The 17,402-nt window shown below is 72.2% G+C and carries 17 protein-coding genes and 1 pseudogene; 14 read left to right on the plus strand and 4 right to left on the minus strand.

All coding sequences use genetic code 11. The features are described 5' to 3' along the window. Nucleotides 1–34 precede the first annotated feature (34 nt). On the minus strand, nt 35–1,408 hold the full coding sequence (locus ACZ39I_RS19980) for a cryptochrome/photolyase family protein (RefSeq protein WP_467245672.1): 1,374 nt from the start codon (nt 1,406–1,408) through the stop codon (nt 35–37). A 37-nt stretch (nt 1,409–1,445) separates the two neighbouring features. After that, a complete protein-coding gene (locus tag ACZ39I_RS19985) occupies nt 1,446–2,972 on the minus strand; it encodes an SDR family oxidoreductase (RefSeq protein ID WP_467245674.1) in 1,527 nt (508 codons plus the stop codon). Between the two features lie 159 nt (nt 2,973–3,131). On the opposite strand from ACZ39I_RS19985, the gene ACZ39I_RS19990 reads away from it, so the two are divergent. Continuing rightward, on the plus strand, nt 3,132–3,320 hold the full coding sequence (locus ACZ39I_RS19990) for a hypothetical protein (protein WP_352386039.1): 189 nt from the start codon (nt 3,132–3,134) through the stop codon (nt 3,318–3,320). Nucleotides 3,321–3,329: 9 nt separating this feature from the next. Here the strand turns inward: ACZ39I_RS19990 and ACZ39I_RS19995 are convergent, their stop codons facing one another. Further along, nucleotides 3,330–4,244, minus strand: coding sequence for a LysR family transcriptional regulator (locus ACZ39I_RS19995; RefSeq protein ID WP_467245675.1), 915 nt, complete (start codon nt 4,242–4,244; stop codon nt 3,330–3,332). Between the two features lie 144 nt (nt 4,245–4,388). Here ACZ39I_RS19995 and ACZ39I_RS20000 point away from each other — a divergent pair, with 144 nt between their 5' ends. The 7 genes and pseudogenes from ACZ39I_RS20000 to ACZ39I_RS20030 all read left to right on the plus strand — a co-directional run bounded on the left by ACZ39I_RS20000 (nt 4,389) and on the right by ACZ39I_RS20030 (nt 10,841). Continuing rightward, the gene (locus tag ACZ39I_RS20000; RefSeq protein WP_350786652.1) at nt 4,389–4,466 is read left to right on the plus strand and encodes a putative leader peptide; all 78 of its coding nucleotides are present in this window, start codon (nt 4,389–4,391) and stop codon (nt 4,464–4,466) included. 146 nt (nt 4,467–4,612) lie between these two features. Beyond that, nucleotides 4,613–5,722: a dimethylsulfone monooxygenase SfnG gene (gene sfnG, locus ACZ39I_RS20005; RefSeq protein WP_467245676.1), complete on the plus strand. Its 1,110-nt coding sequence runs from the start codon at nt 4,613–4,615 to the stop codon at nt 5,720–5,722. A 13-nt stretch (nt 5,723–5,735) separates the two neighbouring features. Beyond that, nucleotides 5,736–6,953 (plus strand): acyl-CoA dehydrogenase family protein, encoded by a 1,218-nt coding sequence (locus ACZ39I_RS20010; RefSeq protein ID WP_467245677.1) that lies wholly within the window; start codon nt 5,736–5,738, stop codon nt 6,951–6,953. Nucleotides 6,954–7,019: 66 nt separating this feature from the next. Then, a complete protein-coding gene (ssuE, locus tag ACZ39I_RS20015) occupies nt 7,020–7,574 on the plus strand; it encodes an NADPH-dependent FMN reductase (protein WP_467245678.1) in 555 nt (184 codons plus the stop codon). A 6-nt stretch (nt 7,575–7,580) separates the two neighbouring features. Continuing rightward, complete coding sequence (locus ACZ39I_RS20020) at nt 7,581–8,789, plus strand: SfnB family sulfur acquisition oxidoreductase (RefSeq protein ID WP_467245679.1); 1,209 nt, start codon at nt 7,581–7,583, stop codon at nt 8,787–8,789. A 32-nt stretch (nt 8,790–8,821) separates the two neighbouring features. Next, nucleotides 8,822–9,967, plus strand: coding sequence for an LLM class flavin-dependent oxidoreductase (locus tag ACZ39I_RS20025; RefSeq protein ID WP_467245680.1), 1,146 nt, complete (start codon nt 8,822–8,824; stop codon nt 9,965–9,967). 58 nt (nt 9,968–10,025) lie between these two features. After that, nucleotides 10,026–10,841 (plus strand): annotated as a pseudogene (locus ACZ39I_RS20030) (alpha/beta fold hydrolase). On the opposite strand, the gene ACZ39I_RS20035 reads toward ACZ39I_RS20030, so the two are convergent. After that, nucleotides 10,838–11,884 (minus strand): acyl-CoA dehydrogenase family protein, encoded by a 1,047-nt coding sequence (locus ACZ39I_RS20035; protein ID WP_467245681.1) that lies wholly within the window; start codon nt 11,882–11,884, stop codon nt 10,838–10,840. The pseudogene ACZ39I_RS20030 and the gene ACZ39I_RS20035 overlap by 4 nt on opposite strands. 93 nt (nt 11,885–11,977) lie before the next feature. On the opposite strand from ACZ39I_RS20035, the gene ACZ39I_RS20040 reads away from it, so the two are divergent. The 6 genes from ACZ39I_RS20040 to ACZ39I_RS20065 all read left to right on the plus strand — a co-directional run bounded on the left by ACZ39I_RS20040 (nt 11,978) and on the right by ACZ39I_RS20065 (nt 17,239). Continuing rightward, entirely contained in the window at nt 11,978–12,334 is a 357-nt protein-coding gene (locus ACZ39I_RS20040; protein WP_352386024.1) for a YciI family protein, read from the plus strand. Between the two features lie 11 nt (nt 12,335–12,345). After that, entirely contained in the window at nt 12,346–13,515 is a 1,170-nt protein-coding gene (locus ACZ39I_RS20045; protein ID WP_467245713.1) for an RNA polymerase sigma factor, read from the plus strand. A 118-nt stretch (nt 13,516–13,633) separates the two neighbouring features. Continuing rightward, nucleotides 13,634–14,956, plus strand: a complete 1,323-nt coding sequence (locus tag ACZ39I_RS20050; protein ID WP_467245682.1) for an aldehyde dehydrogenase family protein — start codon at nt 13,634–13,636, stop codon at nt 14,954–14,956. 16 nt (nt 14,957–14,972) lie between these two features. After that, entirely contained in the window at nt 14,973–15,725 is a 753-nt protein-coding gene (locus ACZ39I_RS20055) for a tRNA-dependent cyclodipeptide synthase (protein ID WP_467245683.1), read from the plus strand. Between the two features lie 178 nt (nt 15,726–15,903). Then, entirely contained in the window at nt 15,904–16,788 is an 885-nt protein-coding gene (locus ACZ39I_RS20060) for an NAD(P)-dependent oxidoreductase (protein ID WP_467245684.1), read from the plus strand. A gap of 28 nt (nt 16,789–16,816) precedes the next feature. Beyond that, nucleotides 16,817–17,239 (plus strand): PPOX class F420-dependent oxidoreductase, encoded by a 423-nt coding sequence (locus tag ACZ39I_RS20065; RefSeq protein ID WP_467245685.1) that lies wholly within the window; start codon nt 16,817–16,819, stop codon nt 17,237–17,239. The last annotated feature ends 163 nt before the right edge of the window (nt 17,240–17,402 follow it).

A 17,402-nucleotide genomic window follows, 5' to 3' on the forward strand; every position in this document is an offset into this window, starting at 1 on the left:
TGGCGTGCAGGCCGTCTCCGGCGCCCCGTCGGCCTCAGTCTCGGCCGCGCGCCCGCTTGAAGCGGGCCAGTCCCTCGGACAGGTCCACGATCGGATCCGGGTAGTCCGGCGCGGCGCGGTCCAGACCTCGCAGTTTCCACGGCTCGTGCACCAACGGCCCCGCCAGTGCGGCCAGTTCGGGCACCCAGCGGCGGACGTACGTGCCGTCCGGGTCGTACCGCTTGGCCTGGGCGACCGGGTTGAGGACCCGGTTGGGGCGGGTGTCGGTGCCCGTGCCCGCCATCCACTGCCAGTTGAGCTGGTTGTTGGCGAGGTCCCCGTCCACCAGCAGGTCCAGGAAGTGCCGGGCACCGATCCGCCAGTCCACGTACAGCGTCTTGGTGAGGAAGCTCGCGGTCAGCAGGCGGCCACGGTTGTGCATCCACCCTTCGTGTCGCAGCTGGCGCATCGCGGCGTCGACGACCGGGTAGCCGGTGCGGCCCTCCTTCCACGCCGCGATGTCGTCCCCGGCGGTCCGCTCGGAGCGCCAACTGTCGTGCTGCGTGCGGTAGTCGGCGGCGGCCGCGGCAGGGCGGGCCGCGAGCACCTGCCGGTGGAAGTCGCGCCAGGCGAGCTGCCGTACGAAGGCTTCCGCGCCCGGACCGCCCGCCCGGCGCGCCCGGTGGACGAGCTCCACGGGGGAGAGGGTGCCGAAGTGGAGGTGCGGGGAGAGCCGGGAGGTCGCGTCGCCGGCCAGGTCCTCGTGACGGTCCTCGTACCCGGCGAGCCCGACCCGCAGCCAGGTGGCGAGCCGCTTGCGGCCCTGCGTCTCACCGCCCTCGGCGAGGCCTTCCGAGAGCCCGGTCAGGCCGTCCCGGGACGGCAGCGGTTCGGATACCACGCCGTCGGGGACCCGCACGGTCCGCGGGGCGGTGAGCGGGTCCCGCAGCCGCTCCTGGGACCAGCGCCGGAAGTAGGGCGTGAAGACGGCGAAGTGGTCCGAGACGGCCGGGACCACCACACCGGGGGCGACGGCCGTGGTCACCGTGTCGTGGACGTGCAGCCGCACGCCCTCCGCCTCCAGGACCCGGCGCAGCCGCTCCTCCCGCCGGTGGGCGTGCGCGCTGACGTCGGACGCCATGTGCACCTCGTCGGCGTCCGCCTCGGCGGCGACCTTGCGCACCTGGTCGAGGAGGTCACCGGAGCGCACGACCAGCCGGCCGCCCCGCTCGCGCAGACCGGCGTCGAGGTCGCGCAGACAGTCGGCGAGGAACGCCAGCCGGTTGGGCGCGGCGAATCCGGCGGCGTCCACGGCCCGGTCCCGCACGAAGAGCGGGACGACCCGCTCGGTGCCGTCGAGCGCCGCCGTGAGGGGAGGGTGGTCGTGCAGACGCAGGTCGCAGGTGAACAGGACGACCGAGATGCTCATGGTGCGTACTCCGGGGGTGCGGAAGGGAGCCGGGAGGTCAGGGGGCCGGGACGTGCTTCGGATCGCGGGCCGCCGAAACCGCCGCGGTCCGGGCGATGTTGCGGGCCATGCCGCCGAAGACGACCGCGTGGAAGGGCGAGACGCTCCACCAGTAGGCGTGGCCGAGCAGACCGTGCGGATGGAACAGGGCACGCTGCCGGTAGCGGGTGCCGCCGTCCTCGCCGGTCGTGACTCCCATCTCCAGCCAGGCAAGGCCCGGCAGCCGCATCTCGGCCCGCAGCCGCAGCAGCCGGCCGGGCTCGATGGCCTCCACCCGCCAGAAGTCCAGCGAGTCGCCGACCCGCAGCCGTGCCGCGTCCCGGCGCCCCCGGCGCAGTCCGACCCCGCCCACCAGCCGGTCCAGCAGGCCCCGTACCGCCCACGCCAGGGGGAAGGAGTACCAGCCGTTCTCACCGCCGATGCCCTCGACGACCCGCCACAGCGCCTCGGACGGGGCGTCGACCCGCAACTCCCGGTCGTCGCGGTAGAGGCTTCCGCCGGCCCAGTCGGGATCGGTGGGCAGCGGATCGCTCGGGGCTCCTGGCACGGACGCCGACGACCACCGGGTGGTGACGCGCGCCTCCCGCACCCTTTGCAGAGCCAGTCGTACGGCGTCGTCGAAGCCGATCGCAGGGGCGGGCGGGCCGGCGAGGTGGCGGGCGATGTCGTGCTCGTGGCAGACCACCTCGTGCCGCAGCGACTCGGTGAGCGGCCGGGCGATCGAGGCGGGCACCGGCGTCACCAGGCCCACCCAGTGACTGGACAGCCCGGGGGTGAGCACCGGCACCGGGAGGATGATCCTGCGGGGGAGCCCGGCGACGGCCGCGTATCTGAGCATCATCTGCCGGTAGGTGAGGACCTCCGGCCCGCCGAGGTCGAAGGCCCGGCTCACGTCCGACGGCATACGGGCGCTGCCGACGAGGGCCCGCAGCACATCGCGGACCGCCACCGGCTGGATGCGGGTGTGCACCCAGCTCGGGGTGATCATCACGGGAAGGCGTTCGGTCAGGTACCGCAGCATCTCGAAGGAGGCCGAGCCCGAGCCGATGACGACGGCCGCCCGCAGGACCGTGGTCGGGACCCCGGAGTCCAGCAGGATGCGGGCCACCTCGGCGCGGGAACGCAGGTGTGGGGAGAGCTCGTCCTCGGGCACCCCCGCCGGGGTGAGGCCGCTGAGGTGCACGATCCGCCGCACGCCCGCCATCCGGGCCTGCTCGGCGAAGATCCGGGCAGCCTTGCGGTCGGTGTCCTCGAAATGGCTGCCGGAACTCATCGCGTGCACCAGGTAGTACGCCACGTCCACCCCGTCCAGGGCCCGGGCCACGGACGCGGCGTCCGTCACGTCACCGCGCACCACCTCGGCCCGGCCGGCCCAGGGATGGTCGCGCAGCCGGTCGGGGGAACGGGCCAGACACCGTACGCGGTACCCCGCGTCGAGCAGCTCGGGAACCAGACGCCCGCCGATGTATCCCGTCGCACCGGTCACCAGACAGCGCGGTCCCTCGCGCGTGTCGTCCTCGTGCATCGCTTGCCGGCCCTTCCTGTCGCCCCCTGTGATCACTTCCCCCGCCGGACCTCGTTCGGATGCGGGAGCGGGCCAGGCGACCGGAGGGAAAACACCGGGGCGTGCACATGTGCGCCGGAATCCCGGGCAAGCGGACTGGTACGAGACGGTTCGTCAGCGATGTTGGAGGTGTCTGCCGCTATGAGCGCGAAGGTGTTGGAGCGGTTCCCTGCAGGAGCTCCGCGCGGATCGTGGCCGGCAGAGGAGTACGCGGCGCAAAGGCGTGCGCAGGGTGAACCTGCGACCGTGGTGATGGACATCCAGTCCGACGCGTTCCTCGTGGTCGTCCCGAGCCGCGACGAGGACTGAAACCCGGCCTCAGAGGGTCAGCGTCCCGCCCAGCTGCCGGGCCCGGCGCACGAACACCTCGTGCAGGTCCCGCGCCGCCCGCGGCACGGACTCGGCCCTGCGGCGCTGAAGCATCAGCAGCACCCGGGTCGTGTCGCCCTCGATCGGCCGGTGGGTGACCGTGCCCTGGCGTTCCAGCGGATCCCCGACCACGCTGAAGTCGGGAAGCACAGTCACCCCCAGCCCCTCTGCCACCATCAGCTTTCCCATCTCCGCCCCGTCGGTGGAGTACGCGAAGGACGCGTCACGCCCGTCCAGCAGCCGGTGCACGAAGCGGTGCATGACATAGCCGGTGCGCATGGCGATCAACGGCTGGGAGAGCAGATCGTCCACCGGTACACACGTCCGCGCGGCCAGCGGACTGTCCGGGCGCAGGCACACCACCGGCCGCCCGTGCAGGAGCTGTGTCGACTCGAAGCCGGCCGGGGTGTCGTCGCCGTCGAGATGATTGACCAGCCCGAGATCGAATCCGCCCTCCGACAGGGCCCGGTGGATGTCGCTCTGCTGGGCGCCGACCACCTCGACCTGGGTGACCGGATGCGCGGCCCGGAAGTCCTCGACCGCCGGGATGAGCAGCGGCACGGTCGCCGCGTTCACCGTGCCGACGCGGACCATACGGCTGATGCGGTGCTGTTCCCCCGCCGCCGACCGCAGCCGGTCCACCGCCTCCAGCACGCCGACGATGTGCGGCAGCAGCTCCCGGCCCTCCGCGCTCATCGTCGCCCCGGACCGCTTGCGCTCCAGCAGGTCCACCCCGAGCTCGCGCTCAAGGTTCCGCACGGTCTCGCTCAGCGCGGGCTGCGACAGGCGCAGTTCCTCCGCCGCCCGGCGCAGTGAGCCGAGCCGGGTCACCGCGGCGATGTATTCCAGTTGTTCCGTCCGCATGCCCCGAAGAATGCGGGCCATTTCCCGCCCGGTTCAAGGGTTTCCCTGTCACACGTTCGTGAAATTCAATGGTCCGCGATACGAGACCGGTCGGGTTTTCCTTGACGCCTCTCGCCACCGGCTGTCACGATCGACGGCATGAAGATGCGACTGGACCTCACGCGGCGACGCCATGTCGACCTCGCGCGCGTCTCCAGCGCCTCCTGTTGCGCCGCGGCCTGATCAACCTCCCTCCGATCCGCCGCGCCTCCCCCTCTTTCGAGAGTTCCAGCGAGAGCTCTTTCGAGAGTTTCCACGCCTGAATTCCGTGCGCTCGCGCACCCCTTGAATTCGGCGTGCCCGAAAACATTCCGCAACAGGAGTCACGCATGCCTGCCGCGCCCGTGAAATTCGCCTACTGGGTCCCCAATGTCAGCGGGGGACTCGTCACCAGCAAGATCGAGCAGCGCACCGACTGGGGCTACGACTACAACCGCGAACTCGCCGTCCTCGCCGAGAACAACGGCTTCGAGTACGCCCTCAGCCAGGTCCGCTACATGGCCAGCTACGGCGCCGAGTACCAGCACGAGTCGACCAGCTTCAGCCTCGCCCTGCTGCTCGCCACCCAGCGCCTGAAGGTCATCGCCGCCGTTCACCCCGGGCTGTGGCACCCCGGCGTCCTCGCCAAGCTCGGCGCCACCGCCGACCACCTCTCCAAGGGCCGCTTCGCCGTGAACGTCGTGTCGGGCTGGTTCAAGGGCGAGTTCACCGCCCTCGGCGAGCCCTGGCTGGAGCACGACGAGCGCTACCGCCGCTCCGAGGAGTTCATCACCGCCCTGCGGAAGATCTGGACGGAGGACCACGCCGAACTCGCCGGTGACTTCTACCGGTTGCGTGACTTCTCCCTGAAGCCGAAGCCCCTCAACACCGAGGAGCGGCCGCACCCGGAGATCTTCCAGGGCGGCAACTCCACCGCCGCACGTCAGATGGCCGGCCGGGTCTCCGACTGGTACTTCTCCAACGGCAAGGACTTCGACGGGGTGGTCGAGCAGCTCACCGACGTCCGCAAGGCCGCCGCCGAAGTCGGGCGCACCGCACCGAAGTTCGGCCTCAACGGCTTCCTCATCGCCCGGGACACCGAGGCCGAGGCCCGCGACACCCTCCGCGAGATCGTCGCCAAGGCCGACAGCGAGGCCGTCGAGGGATTCGGTGCCGCCGTGAAGCAGGCCGGACAGTCCACCGGCGACAAGAAGGGCATGTGGCAGGACTCCACCTTCGAGGACCTCGTCCAGTACAACGACGGCTTCCGCACCGGCCTCATCGGCACGCCGGAGCAGATCGCCGAGCGGATCGTCGCCTACAAGAACCTCGGAGTCGACCTCCTCCTGCTGGGCTTCCTGCACTACCACGAGGAGGTCGAGTACTTCGGCAAGCGCGTACTGCCGCTCGTGCGTGAGCTGGAGGCCCAGCTTCCCGAGTCCACCCCCGCCCAGGTCTGAGGAGGTCACCGAGATGAGCACCGTCACGAACACCGACTGGCAGCACCGCCCCGCCCCCGAGACCGCGCAGGGCTGGATCGCCCGCGCCGCCGAGGTCGCCGCCGTCCTCGCCACCGACGCCGCCGCCCGGGACCGGGCGGGCGCCACCCCGTACGCCGAGGTGCAGCTCCTCAAGGACGCCGGCCTCGTCACCCTCCTCGGCCCCACCGAGCACGGCGGCGGAGGCCAGGACTGGCCCACCGCGTACCGGGTCGTCCGCGAGATCGCCAAGGCCGACGGCTCCATCGGCCAGCTCCTCGGCTACCACTACCTGTGGTTCTGGGCCGTCCGCCTGGTCGGCACCCGCGAGCAGTGGGAGCACGTGGAGGCGGAGGCGTCCAGCAACCGCTGGTTCTTCGGCGGCGCGGTCAACCCGCGCGACAAGGACGTCGTCGTGACCGAGGACGGCGACGACCTCGTCTACACCGGCCGCAAGTCGTTCTCCACCGGCAGCAAGGTCTCCGACGTCACCGTCCTGGAAGGCGTCCTGGAAGGCACCGATCAGCACATCTTCGCCATCGTGCCCTCCGACTCCGCGGGCCTGACCTTCCACGACGACTGGGACAACATCGGCCAGCGCCTGACCGAGAGCGGTGGCGTCACCATCGACGGCGTACGCAGCCCGTGGTCGAGCGCGGCCGGATACGTCGACAAGGTGTTCCAGCCGCGCGTCTACAACACCCTCAACGTCCCCACCATCCAGCTGGTCTTCGTCAACTTCTACCTCGGCATCGCGGGCGGCGCGCTGGAGACGGCCGCCACCTACACCCGCGAGAAGTCCCGCTCCTGGCTGCACGGCGGCTTCGAGCGCGCGGTCGACGAGCCGTACGTCATCGACAGCTACGGCGACCTCACCGCGAAGCTCTGGGCGGCCGAGGCCCTCGCCGACGCCGTCGCCGCCGAGGGCCAGAAACTGCACGACGACCCCGACGCCGTCACCGAGCAGGCCCGCGGCGACTTCGAGGTGCGGGTCGCCGCCGTGAAGGCCCGCGCCACCGACGTCGCCCTGGAGATCTCCAGCCGGATCTTCGAGGTGACCGGCGCCCGCTCCACCGCCACCGCCGAAGGCCTCGACCGCTTCTGGCGCAACGTGCGCACCCACACCCTCCACGACCCCGTCGCCTACAAGCGGCGCGAGGTCGGCCGCTGGGTCATCGAGGGCGAACTGCCCGAACCCACCTGGTACTCCTGACCGCTTCCCCGGGGCGCCCCCTCCTGAACGGGGGCGCCCCGCCTCCCCGCCCCGAAAGAGGACCCCATGGCCACCGTCCTGTCCGTCTCCGGCAGCCCCTCCGCCTCCTCCCGCACCAACCGGCTGCTGCGCCACCTCGACCGGCGCCTGACCGCGCAGGGCCACGAGGTGATCCCCCTCGACGTGCGCACCATCCCCGCCGAGGCGCTGCTCGGCGCCGACTTCCAGCATCCGGCGATCGTCGCGGCCACCGAACTGTTCGCGCGGGCCGACGGGGTCGTCGTCGGCACACCCGTCTACAAGGCCTCGTACTCCGGAGTCCTCAAGGCCCTGCTGGACCTGCTCCCGCAGTACGCCCTCGCCGGCAAGACCGTGCTGCCCCTGGCCACCGGCGGCTCCACCGCCCATGTCCTGGCCATCGACTACGCGCTGCGGCCGGTCCTCAGCTCCATGGGCGCGGCCCACATCGTGCAGGGCTGGTTCACCCTGGACAAGGAGATCAGCGTGCAGGACGACGGCACGCTGAGCATCGCGCCCACCGCGACCGAGGCGCTCACCCTGGTCGTGGACGAGTTCTCGACCGCGCTGGGACGGCGGCCGGTGCTGGCGGCGGCGGGCTGATCCCCCATGACAGGCCACAGGACAGCCCACGGGCCGGCCCACGTGATCGCCGACGACGTGGAGGCCGTGGCGGTCGCCGCGTCGCTCGCCGCGGAGTTCCGCGCCGGCGCCTCGGCCCGGGACGCCGAACGCAGGCTGCCCCGCGAGGAGTTGGACCGGCTCTCCGCCTCCGGGCTGCTCGCCGTCACCGTCCCCGCCGAGCACGGGGGAGCGGATGTGAGCGCAACGACCCTCGCCGAGATCTTCCGGCTGCTCGCCTCCGCCGACGCGAGCCTCTCCCAGATCCCGCAGAGCCATTTCGTCTACGCCAACGTGATCCACCGTCAGGGCACCGAGGAGCAGCGGAAGTTCTTCTTCGCCGAACTGCTCGCCGGGCGCCGCCTCGGCAACGCGCAGTCCGAGGCCGGAACCAAGCACGTCCAGGACATCCGCACCCGACTGCACCCGCAGCCGGACGGCTCGTACCGCCTCGACGGCGTCAAGCACTACTCCACCGGCGCCCTGTTCGCCGACTGGATCCCCGTGCTGGCCCGCGCCGAGGACGACAAGCTGTACGTCGCCTACGTGCCCGCGGACGCCCCCGGCCTCACGGTGATCGACGACTGGGACGGTCTCGGCCAGCGTACGACGGCCAGCGGCACCGTCCGTCTCGACGGCGTCGAAGTCCCCGCCGACCGGGTCCTGCCCCACCACCTCACCTTCGAAGGACCCCAACTCCACGGAGCCGTAGCCCAGTTGCTGCACGCCGCCATCGACACCGGGATCGCCGGGGGTGCGCTCGCTGAGGCGGCGGAGTTCGTCCGGACGAAGAGCCGCCCGTGGTTCGAGAGCGGTGTCGACACGGCCGCCGAGGACCCGCTGCTGATCCAACGCTTCGGCGAACTGGCCCTGCAGACAAGGGCGTCCGAGGCCCTGCTGCGGGAGGCCGCCCGGGCCGTGGAAGCCGCCCGGGCCGACCTCACCGACGACTCGGCGGCCGAGGCGTCCATCGCGGTCGCCGCCGCCAAGGTGCAGGCGGCCCAGGCCGCGGTGGAGGTGGCGAGCGCCCTCTTCGAGGTGGCCGGCACCCGATCGGCCCTCAACTCCCTGAACCTGCACCGGCATTGGCGAGACGCCCGGACCCACACCCTGCACGACCCGGCCCGCTGGAAGATCCAGCACATCGGCAGGTACGTGCTCAGCGGCACCAGGCCGCCCCGGCACGGCCTCCTGTAGCGAACAGCGGACCTTCCCGATCGGAGACCCCCATGTCCCTCACCTTCCACTGGTTCCTGCCGACCAACGGCGACAGCCGTCATGTCGTGGGCGGTGGTCACGGCACACCCGCCACCGTCTCCGGACGGGACCGGCCGCCGACGGTCGCCTACCTGAGCCAGATCGCCCGGGCGGCCGAGGACCTGGGCTTCATGGGGGCGCTCACGCCCACCGGCGCCTGGTGCGAGGACGCGTGGCTCACCACCGCGATGGTCAGCCAGAACACCGAGCGGCTGAAGTTCCTGGTCGCCTTCCGGCCCGGCTTCGTCTCGCCGACCCTCGCCGCGCAGATGGCCTCCACCTTCCAGCGGCAGACCGGCGGCCGGCTCCTGCTCAACGTGGTCACCGGCGGGGAGAGCCACGAGCAGCGGGCCTACGGGGACTTCCTCGACAAGGACGCCCGCTACCGTCGTACCGGCGAATTCCTGGACGTCGTGCGGAGGTTGTGGGAGGGCAAGACCGTCGACCTGCACGGCGAGCACCTGCACGTCGAGGACGCGAAGCTGGCGCGCGTGCCCGACCCGGTGCCCGAGGTGTACTTCGGCGGGTCCTCGCCCATCGCCGGGGAGGTCGCCGCCAAGTACGTCGACGTGTACCTCACCTGGGGCGAGCCGCCCGCGCAGGTCGCCGAGAAGATCGCCTGGATCCGGGGGCTCGCGGCCAAGGAGGGCCGCACCCTGCGCTTCGGGATCCGGCTGCACGTCATCACCCGGGACACCTCCGAGCAGGCCTGGGCCGAGGCGAACCGGCTGCTCGACGGCTTCGACCCGGAGACCGTCAGGTCGGTGCAGGCCGGGCTCGCCCGCAGCGAGTCGGAGGGGCAGCAGCGGATGCTCGCCCTGCACGGCGGCGGCGACCGGAACGGCCTGGAGATCCACCCCAACCTGTGGGCCGGCATCGGCCTGGTGCGCGGCGGCGCGGGCACCGCGCTGGTCGGCAGCCACGTCGAGGTCGCCGAGCGGATCAAGGAGTACCACGCCCTGGGCATCGACGAGTTCGTGCTCTCCGGCTACCCGCACCTGGAGGAGGCCTACTGGTTCGGCGAGGGCGTCCTGCCGCGCCTCGCCGCGCAGGGACTGTGGCAGCACCCGGCCGGGGAGCGGGCCGCGCCCTCGGCACAGGTACCGTTCGCGAGCTAGGGCCGTCACGACGTACGCTCACGGGTTCGACCTGCGCATCCGTCGAGAGGAACAGCCCGTGGGCGACTGGACGTTGACCAGGACCTTCCGCAGCAGCTCCGGTGAGGTCCGCTGGGACAGCCTCGGAGACCCCGGCCGTGACCCGGTCGTCCTCCTGCACGGCACGCCCTTCTCCTCGTACGTGTGGCGTGCCGTGGCCCGCGCCCTCTCCCGCCGCCACCACGTGTTCGTGTGGGACATGCCCGGCTACGGGGCCTCGGAGAAGTCCGCCGGCCAGGACGTCTCCCTGGCGGCCCAGGGCAGGGTCTTCACCGAACTCCTGGCGCACTGGGACCTGGACCGGCCCCGGGTCGTGGCCCACGACTTCGGCGGTGCCGTGTCCCTGCGGGCCCATCTGCTGCACGGCGCCCGCTACCACTCGCTCACCCTCGTCGACCCGGTCGCACTGGCCCCCTGGGGAACACCGTTCTTCCGGCTCGTCGGCGGGCACTCCGAGGTCTTCGACCAACTCCCGCCCGCCCTGCACCGGGCCCTCGTCCGCGAGTACGTCAGCTCGGCCAGCAGCCCCGGCCTGCACCCCGCCGTCCACGACCGGCTCGTCGAACCCTGGCTCGGCGACACCGGCCAGGCCGCCTTCTAGCGCCAGATCGCCCAGGCCGACCAGCGCCACACCGACGAGGTGCAGGACCGGTACGGCGAGATCGCGATCCCGACGCTGGTGTGCTGGGGCGAGGACGACACCTGGATCCCTGCGGACAAGGGGCGCGAACTGGTGACCCGCATCCCGGGAGCGCGCCTCGAACTCATCCCCGGCGCCGGTCACCTCGTCCAGGAGGACGCACCCGCCGAACTCATCGAGGTCCTCCTCGGCTAGATCTCCGCGAGCGCGTCCAGATGCGCCCGCCGCACCTCGGCCGTCTGCCCCTGCACGAGGAGGAACATCCCCTCCCGGAACAGCCGTTGGGCCGTACCGCCGAGGTCCATGGCCCGGCCGCCCCCCGCCACCACGGCCGCGGTCGTGGCGGTCCGCATCAGGTCGTAGGACCGCATCTTGAGCGCCAGCCGTTCCGGGACGCGCTCGTACGGGACGGGATGCTCGGCCAGCTCGTACACCTGCCCGCGCACCTCGTCGAGACGGCCGCGCAGGGCACCCGCGGTCCTCGACTCCCCGGCCTCCTCCAGGAGGTGGAGCGCCGCGTAGGTCACGCCGAAGACGGCGGGGGAGGCGTTGGTGTTGCGCGGCTGGTCCACCAGCGCGAACTTCTCCTGCGGGGTGCGCAGCACCACGGCGTCCTCGGGCAGCCACAGGCCGTCCAGTTCCAGGGAGACCGTCCGGGCCGCGGTGAGCGCCGCGAGCCGCATCGGCTCCGACGCCCGCAGTCCCGGCTGCTCGCGAGCAGCCGTGAACGCGATCACTACTTCGTCCGCCTCGCTCACCCCGGCCAGCAGCATCACGTCGTTCAGACCCCAGCCCGTGTACCAGGGCACCCTCCCGTCGAACCGCCAGCCGCCCCGCTCGGCCGTCGCCCGCACCGGCACCCGCGGAAACGCGCGGACGTGCGCGAACGCGATCCCGGCCAGCAACTCGCCGGTCGCCAGCGGCCCGAGCAGCCGCTCCCGCGCCGGCAGGGCGGACTGCGCGAGCATCCGCACCGGCGAGTGGTGCTGCGTCTGCACGAACCAGGTGGAACAGCACGCCCCGGCGAGGATCTCCTGGACCTCCCGCGCCACCGCGTCCGGGGCGCCCGCACCGCCGTACTCCCTCGGCGCGCACACCCCGAGAAGCCCCGAGCGTCCGATCGCGTCGAGGTGCCCCACGGGCACCCCCTCCTGGTCGACCCGGGCGGCTTGCGGGGCGAGGAGGCCGTCGGCGAGGGCGCGGGCCGTGGCGAGGAGCGGATGCGGTGCGGTGGTCATGGGCAGATTCTCCCGATCCCGCCGCGCGCGGTGTCGATCCGGGGGTCTGCCGTTCGTGTAGGAGGTGAGACAGACTCACAGGAGGAGAACGACATGCAGTACTACCTGCTCAACGTCATGCAGCCCGGCTGGGACGAGGTGCCCGCCCCCGAGGTGCTGGCCGAGATCGGCAAGCGGCTCGACACCTTCCACCAGGAGCTCCGCGAGGCCGGTGCCTGGGTCTTCGCCGGGGGACTGCACAGCCCCGACTCCTCGACCGTGCTGCGGCCCCGCGACGGCGACGTGCTGATCACCGACGGGCCCTACGCCGAGGGCAAGGAACAGCTCGGCGGCCTGTGCATCGTGAAGGCACCCGACCTGGACGCGGCCCTGGAGTGGGGGCGCAAGGCGGCCCTGGCCACCACCCTGCCCATCGAGGTGCGCCCCTTCCAGCACGAGTCCGAGGACTGATGACCGGACTGATGACCCCGGACATCGAGGGCGTCTTCCGCGAGGAGTACGGCCGCGCGGTCGCCGTCCTCGTCCGCTTCCTCGGCGACATCGACCTCGCCGAGGAAGCGGTCCAGGACGCCTTCACCACGGCTCTCCGGCGCTGGCCGGAGACGGGTGTGCCGCCCGGTCCGGCCGGCTGGATCATCACCACCGCCCGCAACCGCGCGATCGACCGGCTGCGCCGCGAGTCCACCAGGCAGACCCGCCAGGCCGAGGCCGCCCTGCTGCACGCCCCCGACGCACCGCCCGAGGAGGGCCCCGTGCGCGACGAACGGCTCCGCCTCGTCTTCACCTGCTGCCACCCCGCGCTCGCCCCGCAGGCCCGGGTCGCCCTCACCCTGCGTCTGCTCGGCGGCCTCACCACCGCGCAGATCGCCCGCGCCTTCCTGGTCCCCGAACCGACCATGGCCCAGCGCCTCGTCCGCGCCAAGGCCAAGATCCGCGACGCCCGCATCCCCTACCGCGTCCCCCGCGACGCCGACCTCCCCGACCGGATCGAGGCAGTGCTCGCCGTCGTCTACCTCATCTTCAACGAGGGTTACGGCGGCACCCCCGAACTGTGCGCCGAAGCCGTACGCCTGGGCCGTCTGCTCGCCGAGCTGATGCCGGACGAGCCCGAGGTCACCGGGCTCCTCGCACTGATGCTGCTCATCGAGTCCCGCCGGGCCACCCGCACCGACGCCGACGGCGCACGCGTACCGCTGTCCGAGCAGGACCCCGACCGCTGGGACCACGCGCTCGTCGCCGAGGGCCAGTCGCTCGTACGGCGGTGTCTGCGCCGGAACCAACCGGGGCCGTACCAGATCCAGGCCGCCATCCAGGCCGTCCACAGCGACGCGCCCACCGACTGGGACCAGGTCCGCCGGCTGTACGACCAGCTCATGGCGGTCGCGCCGAGCCCTGTCGTGGCCCTGAACCGGGCGGTCGCCGTGGCCGAGACCGAGGGACCCGCCCGGGCCCTCGTCCTGGTGGACGCGCTGGACCTCGACGGCTACCACGTCCTGCACGCCGTCCGGGCCGACCTGCTGCGCCGCCTCGGACGCGACAAGGAAGCCGCGGACGCCTACGCCAAGGCCGCGGAACTCACCGAGAACCCGGCGGAGCGCACGTATCTCGAACGCCGCCGCCGCGCGCTGTGACCCCCCTCACGAGAAGTATGGGCGGTGGCCTGGAATGCGCCCGGAGGGGAAAAGGTTGCAATATACATCTGACCGTCGAGACGAGGCCGCAAGGCCCGCGCACCCCAGCGAGGCAACCGTGAACCACCCCGCCCCCGAGCAGCCCGCCGACGTCGTCGCCCGACTGCGCGCCACCTTCCGCAGCGGCCGCACCAAGCCCGTCGAATGGCGTACGACGCAGCTGCGCCGCCTGCGCGAGATGCTCACGGAGAAGGGCACGGAGCTGGCCGCCGCCCTCCACGCCGACCTGGGCAAGAGCTCCACCGAGGCCTTCCGCACCGAGATCGACTTCACGATCCGCGAGATCGACCACACCCTCGACCACCTCGCCGACTGGCTGCGCCCCGAGTCCGCCCCGGTCCCGGCCCACCTCGGCGCCGACGCGAGCGCCCGGACGCAGTACGACCCGCTCGGCGTCGTCCTCGTCATCGCGCCCTGGAACTACCCGGCTCAGCTGCTGCTCGCCCCGGTGGTCGGCGCCCTCGCCGCCGGCAACGCGGTGGTCGCCAAGCCCAGCGAGCTGGCCCCGGCCACCTCCGCCGCCGTGGCCCGGCTGCTTCCCGCCTATCTGGACACGGACGCCGTCGCCGTCGTCGAGGGCGGCATCCCGGAGACCACGGCCCTGCTGGCCGAGCGCTTCGACCACATCTTCTACACCGGCAACGGCACGGTCGGCCGTGTCGTCCTGCGCGCCGCCGCCGAGCACCTGACCCCGGTCACCCTCGAACTGGGCGGCAAGTCCCCGGCGTTCGTCGACAGCGACGCCGACCTCACCGTCGTCGCCGACCGCCTGGCCCGCGGCAAGTTCCTCAACGCCGGGCAGACCTGCGTCGCCCCCGACTACGTCCTGACCGACCCGGACACCGCGGCCGCCCTGGAGCCGCTGCTCGCGAGCGCCGTCGAGAAGCTGTACGGCAGCGACCCCGCCGACTCCGGCGAGTACGGCCGCATCATCAACGAACGGCACTTCGACCGGCTCACCGGACTGCTGGACTCGGGCCGCACGGTCGTCGGCGGCACGAGCGACCGCACGAGCAAGTACATCGCGCCCACCGTCCTCGCCGACGTGGACCCCAAGTCCCCGGTGATGCAGGAGGAGATCTTCGGCCCGATCCTGCCGATCGTCACCGTCCCCGGCCTCGACGAGGCCATCGACTTCATCAACGACCGGGACAAGCCCCTCGCGCTGTACGTGTTCACCGACTCCGACACGACCCGGCGCCGCATCGCCGACGAGACCTCCTCCGGTGGCCTCGGCTACGGCCTGCCCCTCGCCCATCTCACCGTCTCCGACCTGCCGTTCGGCGGGGTCGGCGAGAGCGGCATGGGCAACTACCACGGCCGCTACTCCATCGAGACCTTCAGCCACCGCAAGGCGATCCTGGAGAAGCCGCTCGGCTAGTCGCCGGTGCGATGCGGTGCGGTGCGCGGCGAACCTACGGTGCCGCCGGCTGCTTCTCCTCTCGACAGCGGCGACCGGAGAACCAGCGGCGCACCGCCCGCGCGGGCGATGTGAAGACGGGGGAACCCGCGATGGACGACTGGGCGATCCCGACGACCTGGGCACCCTCGACCGTGGCCCGCCGCGGGGACGGCTTCCTCGCCACCCCCTTCTCCGAGCGCTGCGCGGGCCTCGTCGACGCCGGTCACCACGTCTTCCTCGGGATCTGCGCCGGCAACGGCTACTTCTCATCGCCCACCCCGGCCCGGACACCGTCGCCTGCACCTACCTCGGCCGCGGCTACGAACCCCGGCACGCCCGCGCCCGTGCGCACCGCGACGTACGCCAGACGGCCAACCGGATCTCCCGCGCCGTGGCCACCACGCGGATCGACCCGGCCCGGTTGCAAGTCGCGGAGTTCGCCGACTTCTACGACACCCCGGCCTACCGCACCACCCTCGAACGCGTCACCCGGGCCCACCAGGAGCAGCCCGCGTTCCACGTCACCTGCACCCGCATGGTCACCGGAGTCCTGCGCACCACCATGCCCGTCGACTGGACCCCGACCGCCGACCAACTGACCGCAGGCACCGAGTACTTGGACACCGAGCTCCCCTTCCTCCTCGACACCCCGGCCCTCGCCGGCTTCCTCTACGGCCCGAACGCACCGCTCCCGGCCGTGAACACCCAGGGATTCGTCACGGTGGAACCCCTCCCAGCCACGCGGTGACCGTCTGTCAGGGGGCCGCGACCGGGACGTAGCCCGCAAGCCCGCCGCCGCGTCGGCCCAGGAGCATCCGAACCCGAGGCTCGACGGCCGCCAGGCGTGGCTGGACGGGCCGATCCGCGCCGCTTCCGGCAAGCTCGGTTCCTGACAGACATCCGTATCCCCGCATGGAGTTGACGTCATGACCGACAAGCTCACCGTGAGCGTCCTGGGCACCGGCATCATGGGTGCCGCGATGGCCCGCAACCTCGCCCGCGCCGGACACACCGTCCGCGCCTGGAACCGCAGCGCGAGCAAGGCCCAGCCGCTGGCCGCCGACGGTGTCGAGATCGCCGGTAGCCCCGCCGAAGCCGTGCGCGGCGCCGATGTCGTCCTGACCATGCTGTACGACGGCCCCGCGGCCCTGGACGTCATGCGCCAGGCCACCGAGGGGCTCCGCCCGGGCGCCGCCTGGGTGCAGTCGACCACCGTCGGCATCGAGGCGATCGCCGAGCTGGCGGCCTTCGCCCGCGAGCACCGGCTGGTCTTCTTCGACGCGCCCGTCCTCGGCACCCGGCAGCCCGCCGAGGCCGGTCAGCTGCTGGTCCTCGCGGCCGGACCGGTCGACGGCCGCGGGGCGGTGACTCCCGTCTTCGAGGCGGTCGGCGCCCGCACGGTGTGGACCGGCGAGGACGGCGCCGAGGGCAGCGCGACCCGGCTGAAGCTGGTCGCCAACAGCTGGGTGCTCGCGGTGACCAACGCGGCCGGCGAGGTTCTCGCCCTCGCGAAGGCCCTCGGCGTGGACCCGCAGGGCTTCTTCGACGCCATCGACGGCGGCCCCCTCGACATGGGCTACCTGCGGGCCAAGGCGGGCATGGTCCTGGACGGCCGGTTGTCACCGGCCCAGTTCGCGGTCTCCACCGCCGCCAAGGACGCCCGGCTGATCGTCGAGGCCGGTGAGCGGGGCGGAGTCCGCCTGGACGTGGCCGCCGCGAGCGCCGAGCGCTTCGAACGCGCCGCCGCCCAGGGGCACGGTGACGAGGACATGGCCGCCGCCTACTATGCGAGCTTCGACGAGAACGCCTGAACCCGAGGATCCCGAGGAGGACCCCTTCGTGTCCAAGCCCCCGCTGCCGCCCGAGGCCGTCGAACTGCTCCGGCGTCCCAACCCCTGTGTGATGGCGACTCTTCGCTCCGACGGCACACCGGTGTCGGCCGCCACCTGGTACCTCTGGGAGGACGGCCGTGTCCTGATCAACCTGGACGAGGGCCGGGTCCGGCTGAAGCACCTGCGCCGCGACCCCCGCGTCACCCTCACCGTCCTGGACGGCGACAACTGGTACACGCACATCACGCTCATCGGCCGCGTGACCGAGACGTACGAGGCCAAGGACCTCGCCGACATCGACCGCCTCTCCACGCACTACGGCGGCCGTCCCTACCCGAACCGGGTCCGGGGTCGCGTGAGCGCCTGGATCGAGGTCGAGCGCTGGCACGGCTGGGGCGAGATGAAGGACAGCGACCAGGCCTCCGGGTGAGGAGGGAACCGTGGCGAGGGTGCGACCGCACCCTCGCCCCACCGCGTCGACGGGCGGGCGAGGGTGCGACCGCACCCTCGCCCCCCCCCCTGCGAGGGGGGGCGAAGGGGTGTGGTGTGTTGGAAAGCGCTGCTCCGCGGGTGGGTAGAGACCCTGCCTGAAA

It is taken from the genome of Streptomyces sp. NPDC024687 (assembly GCF_055559055.1).

Bases quoted from the DNA above. Each gene is read 5' to 3' on its own strand.
- ACZ39I_RS19980 (WP_467245672.1), bottom strand. From the start codon at position 1,408: ATGAGCATCTCGGTCGTCCTGTTCACCTGCGACCTGCGTCTGCACGAC.
- ACZ39I_RS19985 (WP_467245674.1), bottom strand. From the start codon at position 2,972: ATGCACGAGGACGACACGCGCGAGGGACCGCGCTGTCTGGTGACCGGT.
- ACZ39I_RS19990 (WP_352386039.1), top strand. From the start codon at position 3,132: ATGTTGGAGGTGTCTGCCGCTATGAGCGCGAAGGTGTTGGAGCGGTTC.
- ACZ39I_RS19995 (WP_467245675.1), bottom strand. From the start codon at position 4,244: ATGCGGACGGAACAACTGGAATACATCGCCGCGGTGACCCGGCTCGGC.
- ACZ39I_RS20000 (WP_350786652.1), top strand. From the start codon at position 4,389: ATGCGACTGGACCTCACGCGGCGACGCCATGTCGACCTCGCGCGCGTC.
- sfnG (WP_467245676.1), top strand. From the start codon at position 4,613: ATGCCTGCCGCGCCCGTGAAATTCGCCTACTGGGTCCCCAATGTCAGC.
- ACZ39I_RS20010 (WP_467245677.1), top strand. From the start codon at position 5,736: ATGAGCACCGTCACGAACACCGACTGGCAGCACCGCCCCGCCCCCGAG.
- ssuE (WP_467245678.1), top strand. From the start codon at position 7,020: ATGGCCACCGTCCTGTCCGTCTCCGGCAGCCCCTCCGCCTCCTCCCGC.
- ACZ39I_RS20020 (WP_467245679.1), top strand. From the start codon at position 7,581: ATGACAGGCCACAGGACAGCCCACGGGCCGGCCCACGTGATCGCCGAC.
- ACZ39I_RS20025 (WP_467245680.1), top strand. From the start codon at position 8,822: ATGTCCCTCACCTTCCACTGGTTCCTGCCGACCAACGGCGACAGCCGT.
- ACZ39I_RS20035 (WP_467245681.1), bottom strand. From the start codon at position 11,884: ATGACCACCGCACCGCATCCGCTCCTCGCCACGGCCCGCGCCCTCGCC.
- ACZ39I_RS20040 (WP_352386024.1), top strand. From the start codon at position 11,978: ATGCAGTACTACCTGCTCAACGTCATGCAGCCCGGCTGGGACGAGGTG.
- ACZ39I_RS20045 (WP_467245713.1), top strand. From the start codon at position 12,346: ATGACCCCGGACATCGAGGGCGTCTTCCGCGAGGAGTACGGCCGCGCG.
- ACZ39I_RS20060 (WP_467245684.1), top strand. From the start codon at position 15,904: ATGACCGACAAGCTCACCGTGAGCGTCCTGGGCACCGGCATCATGGGT.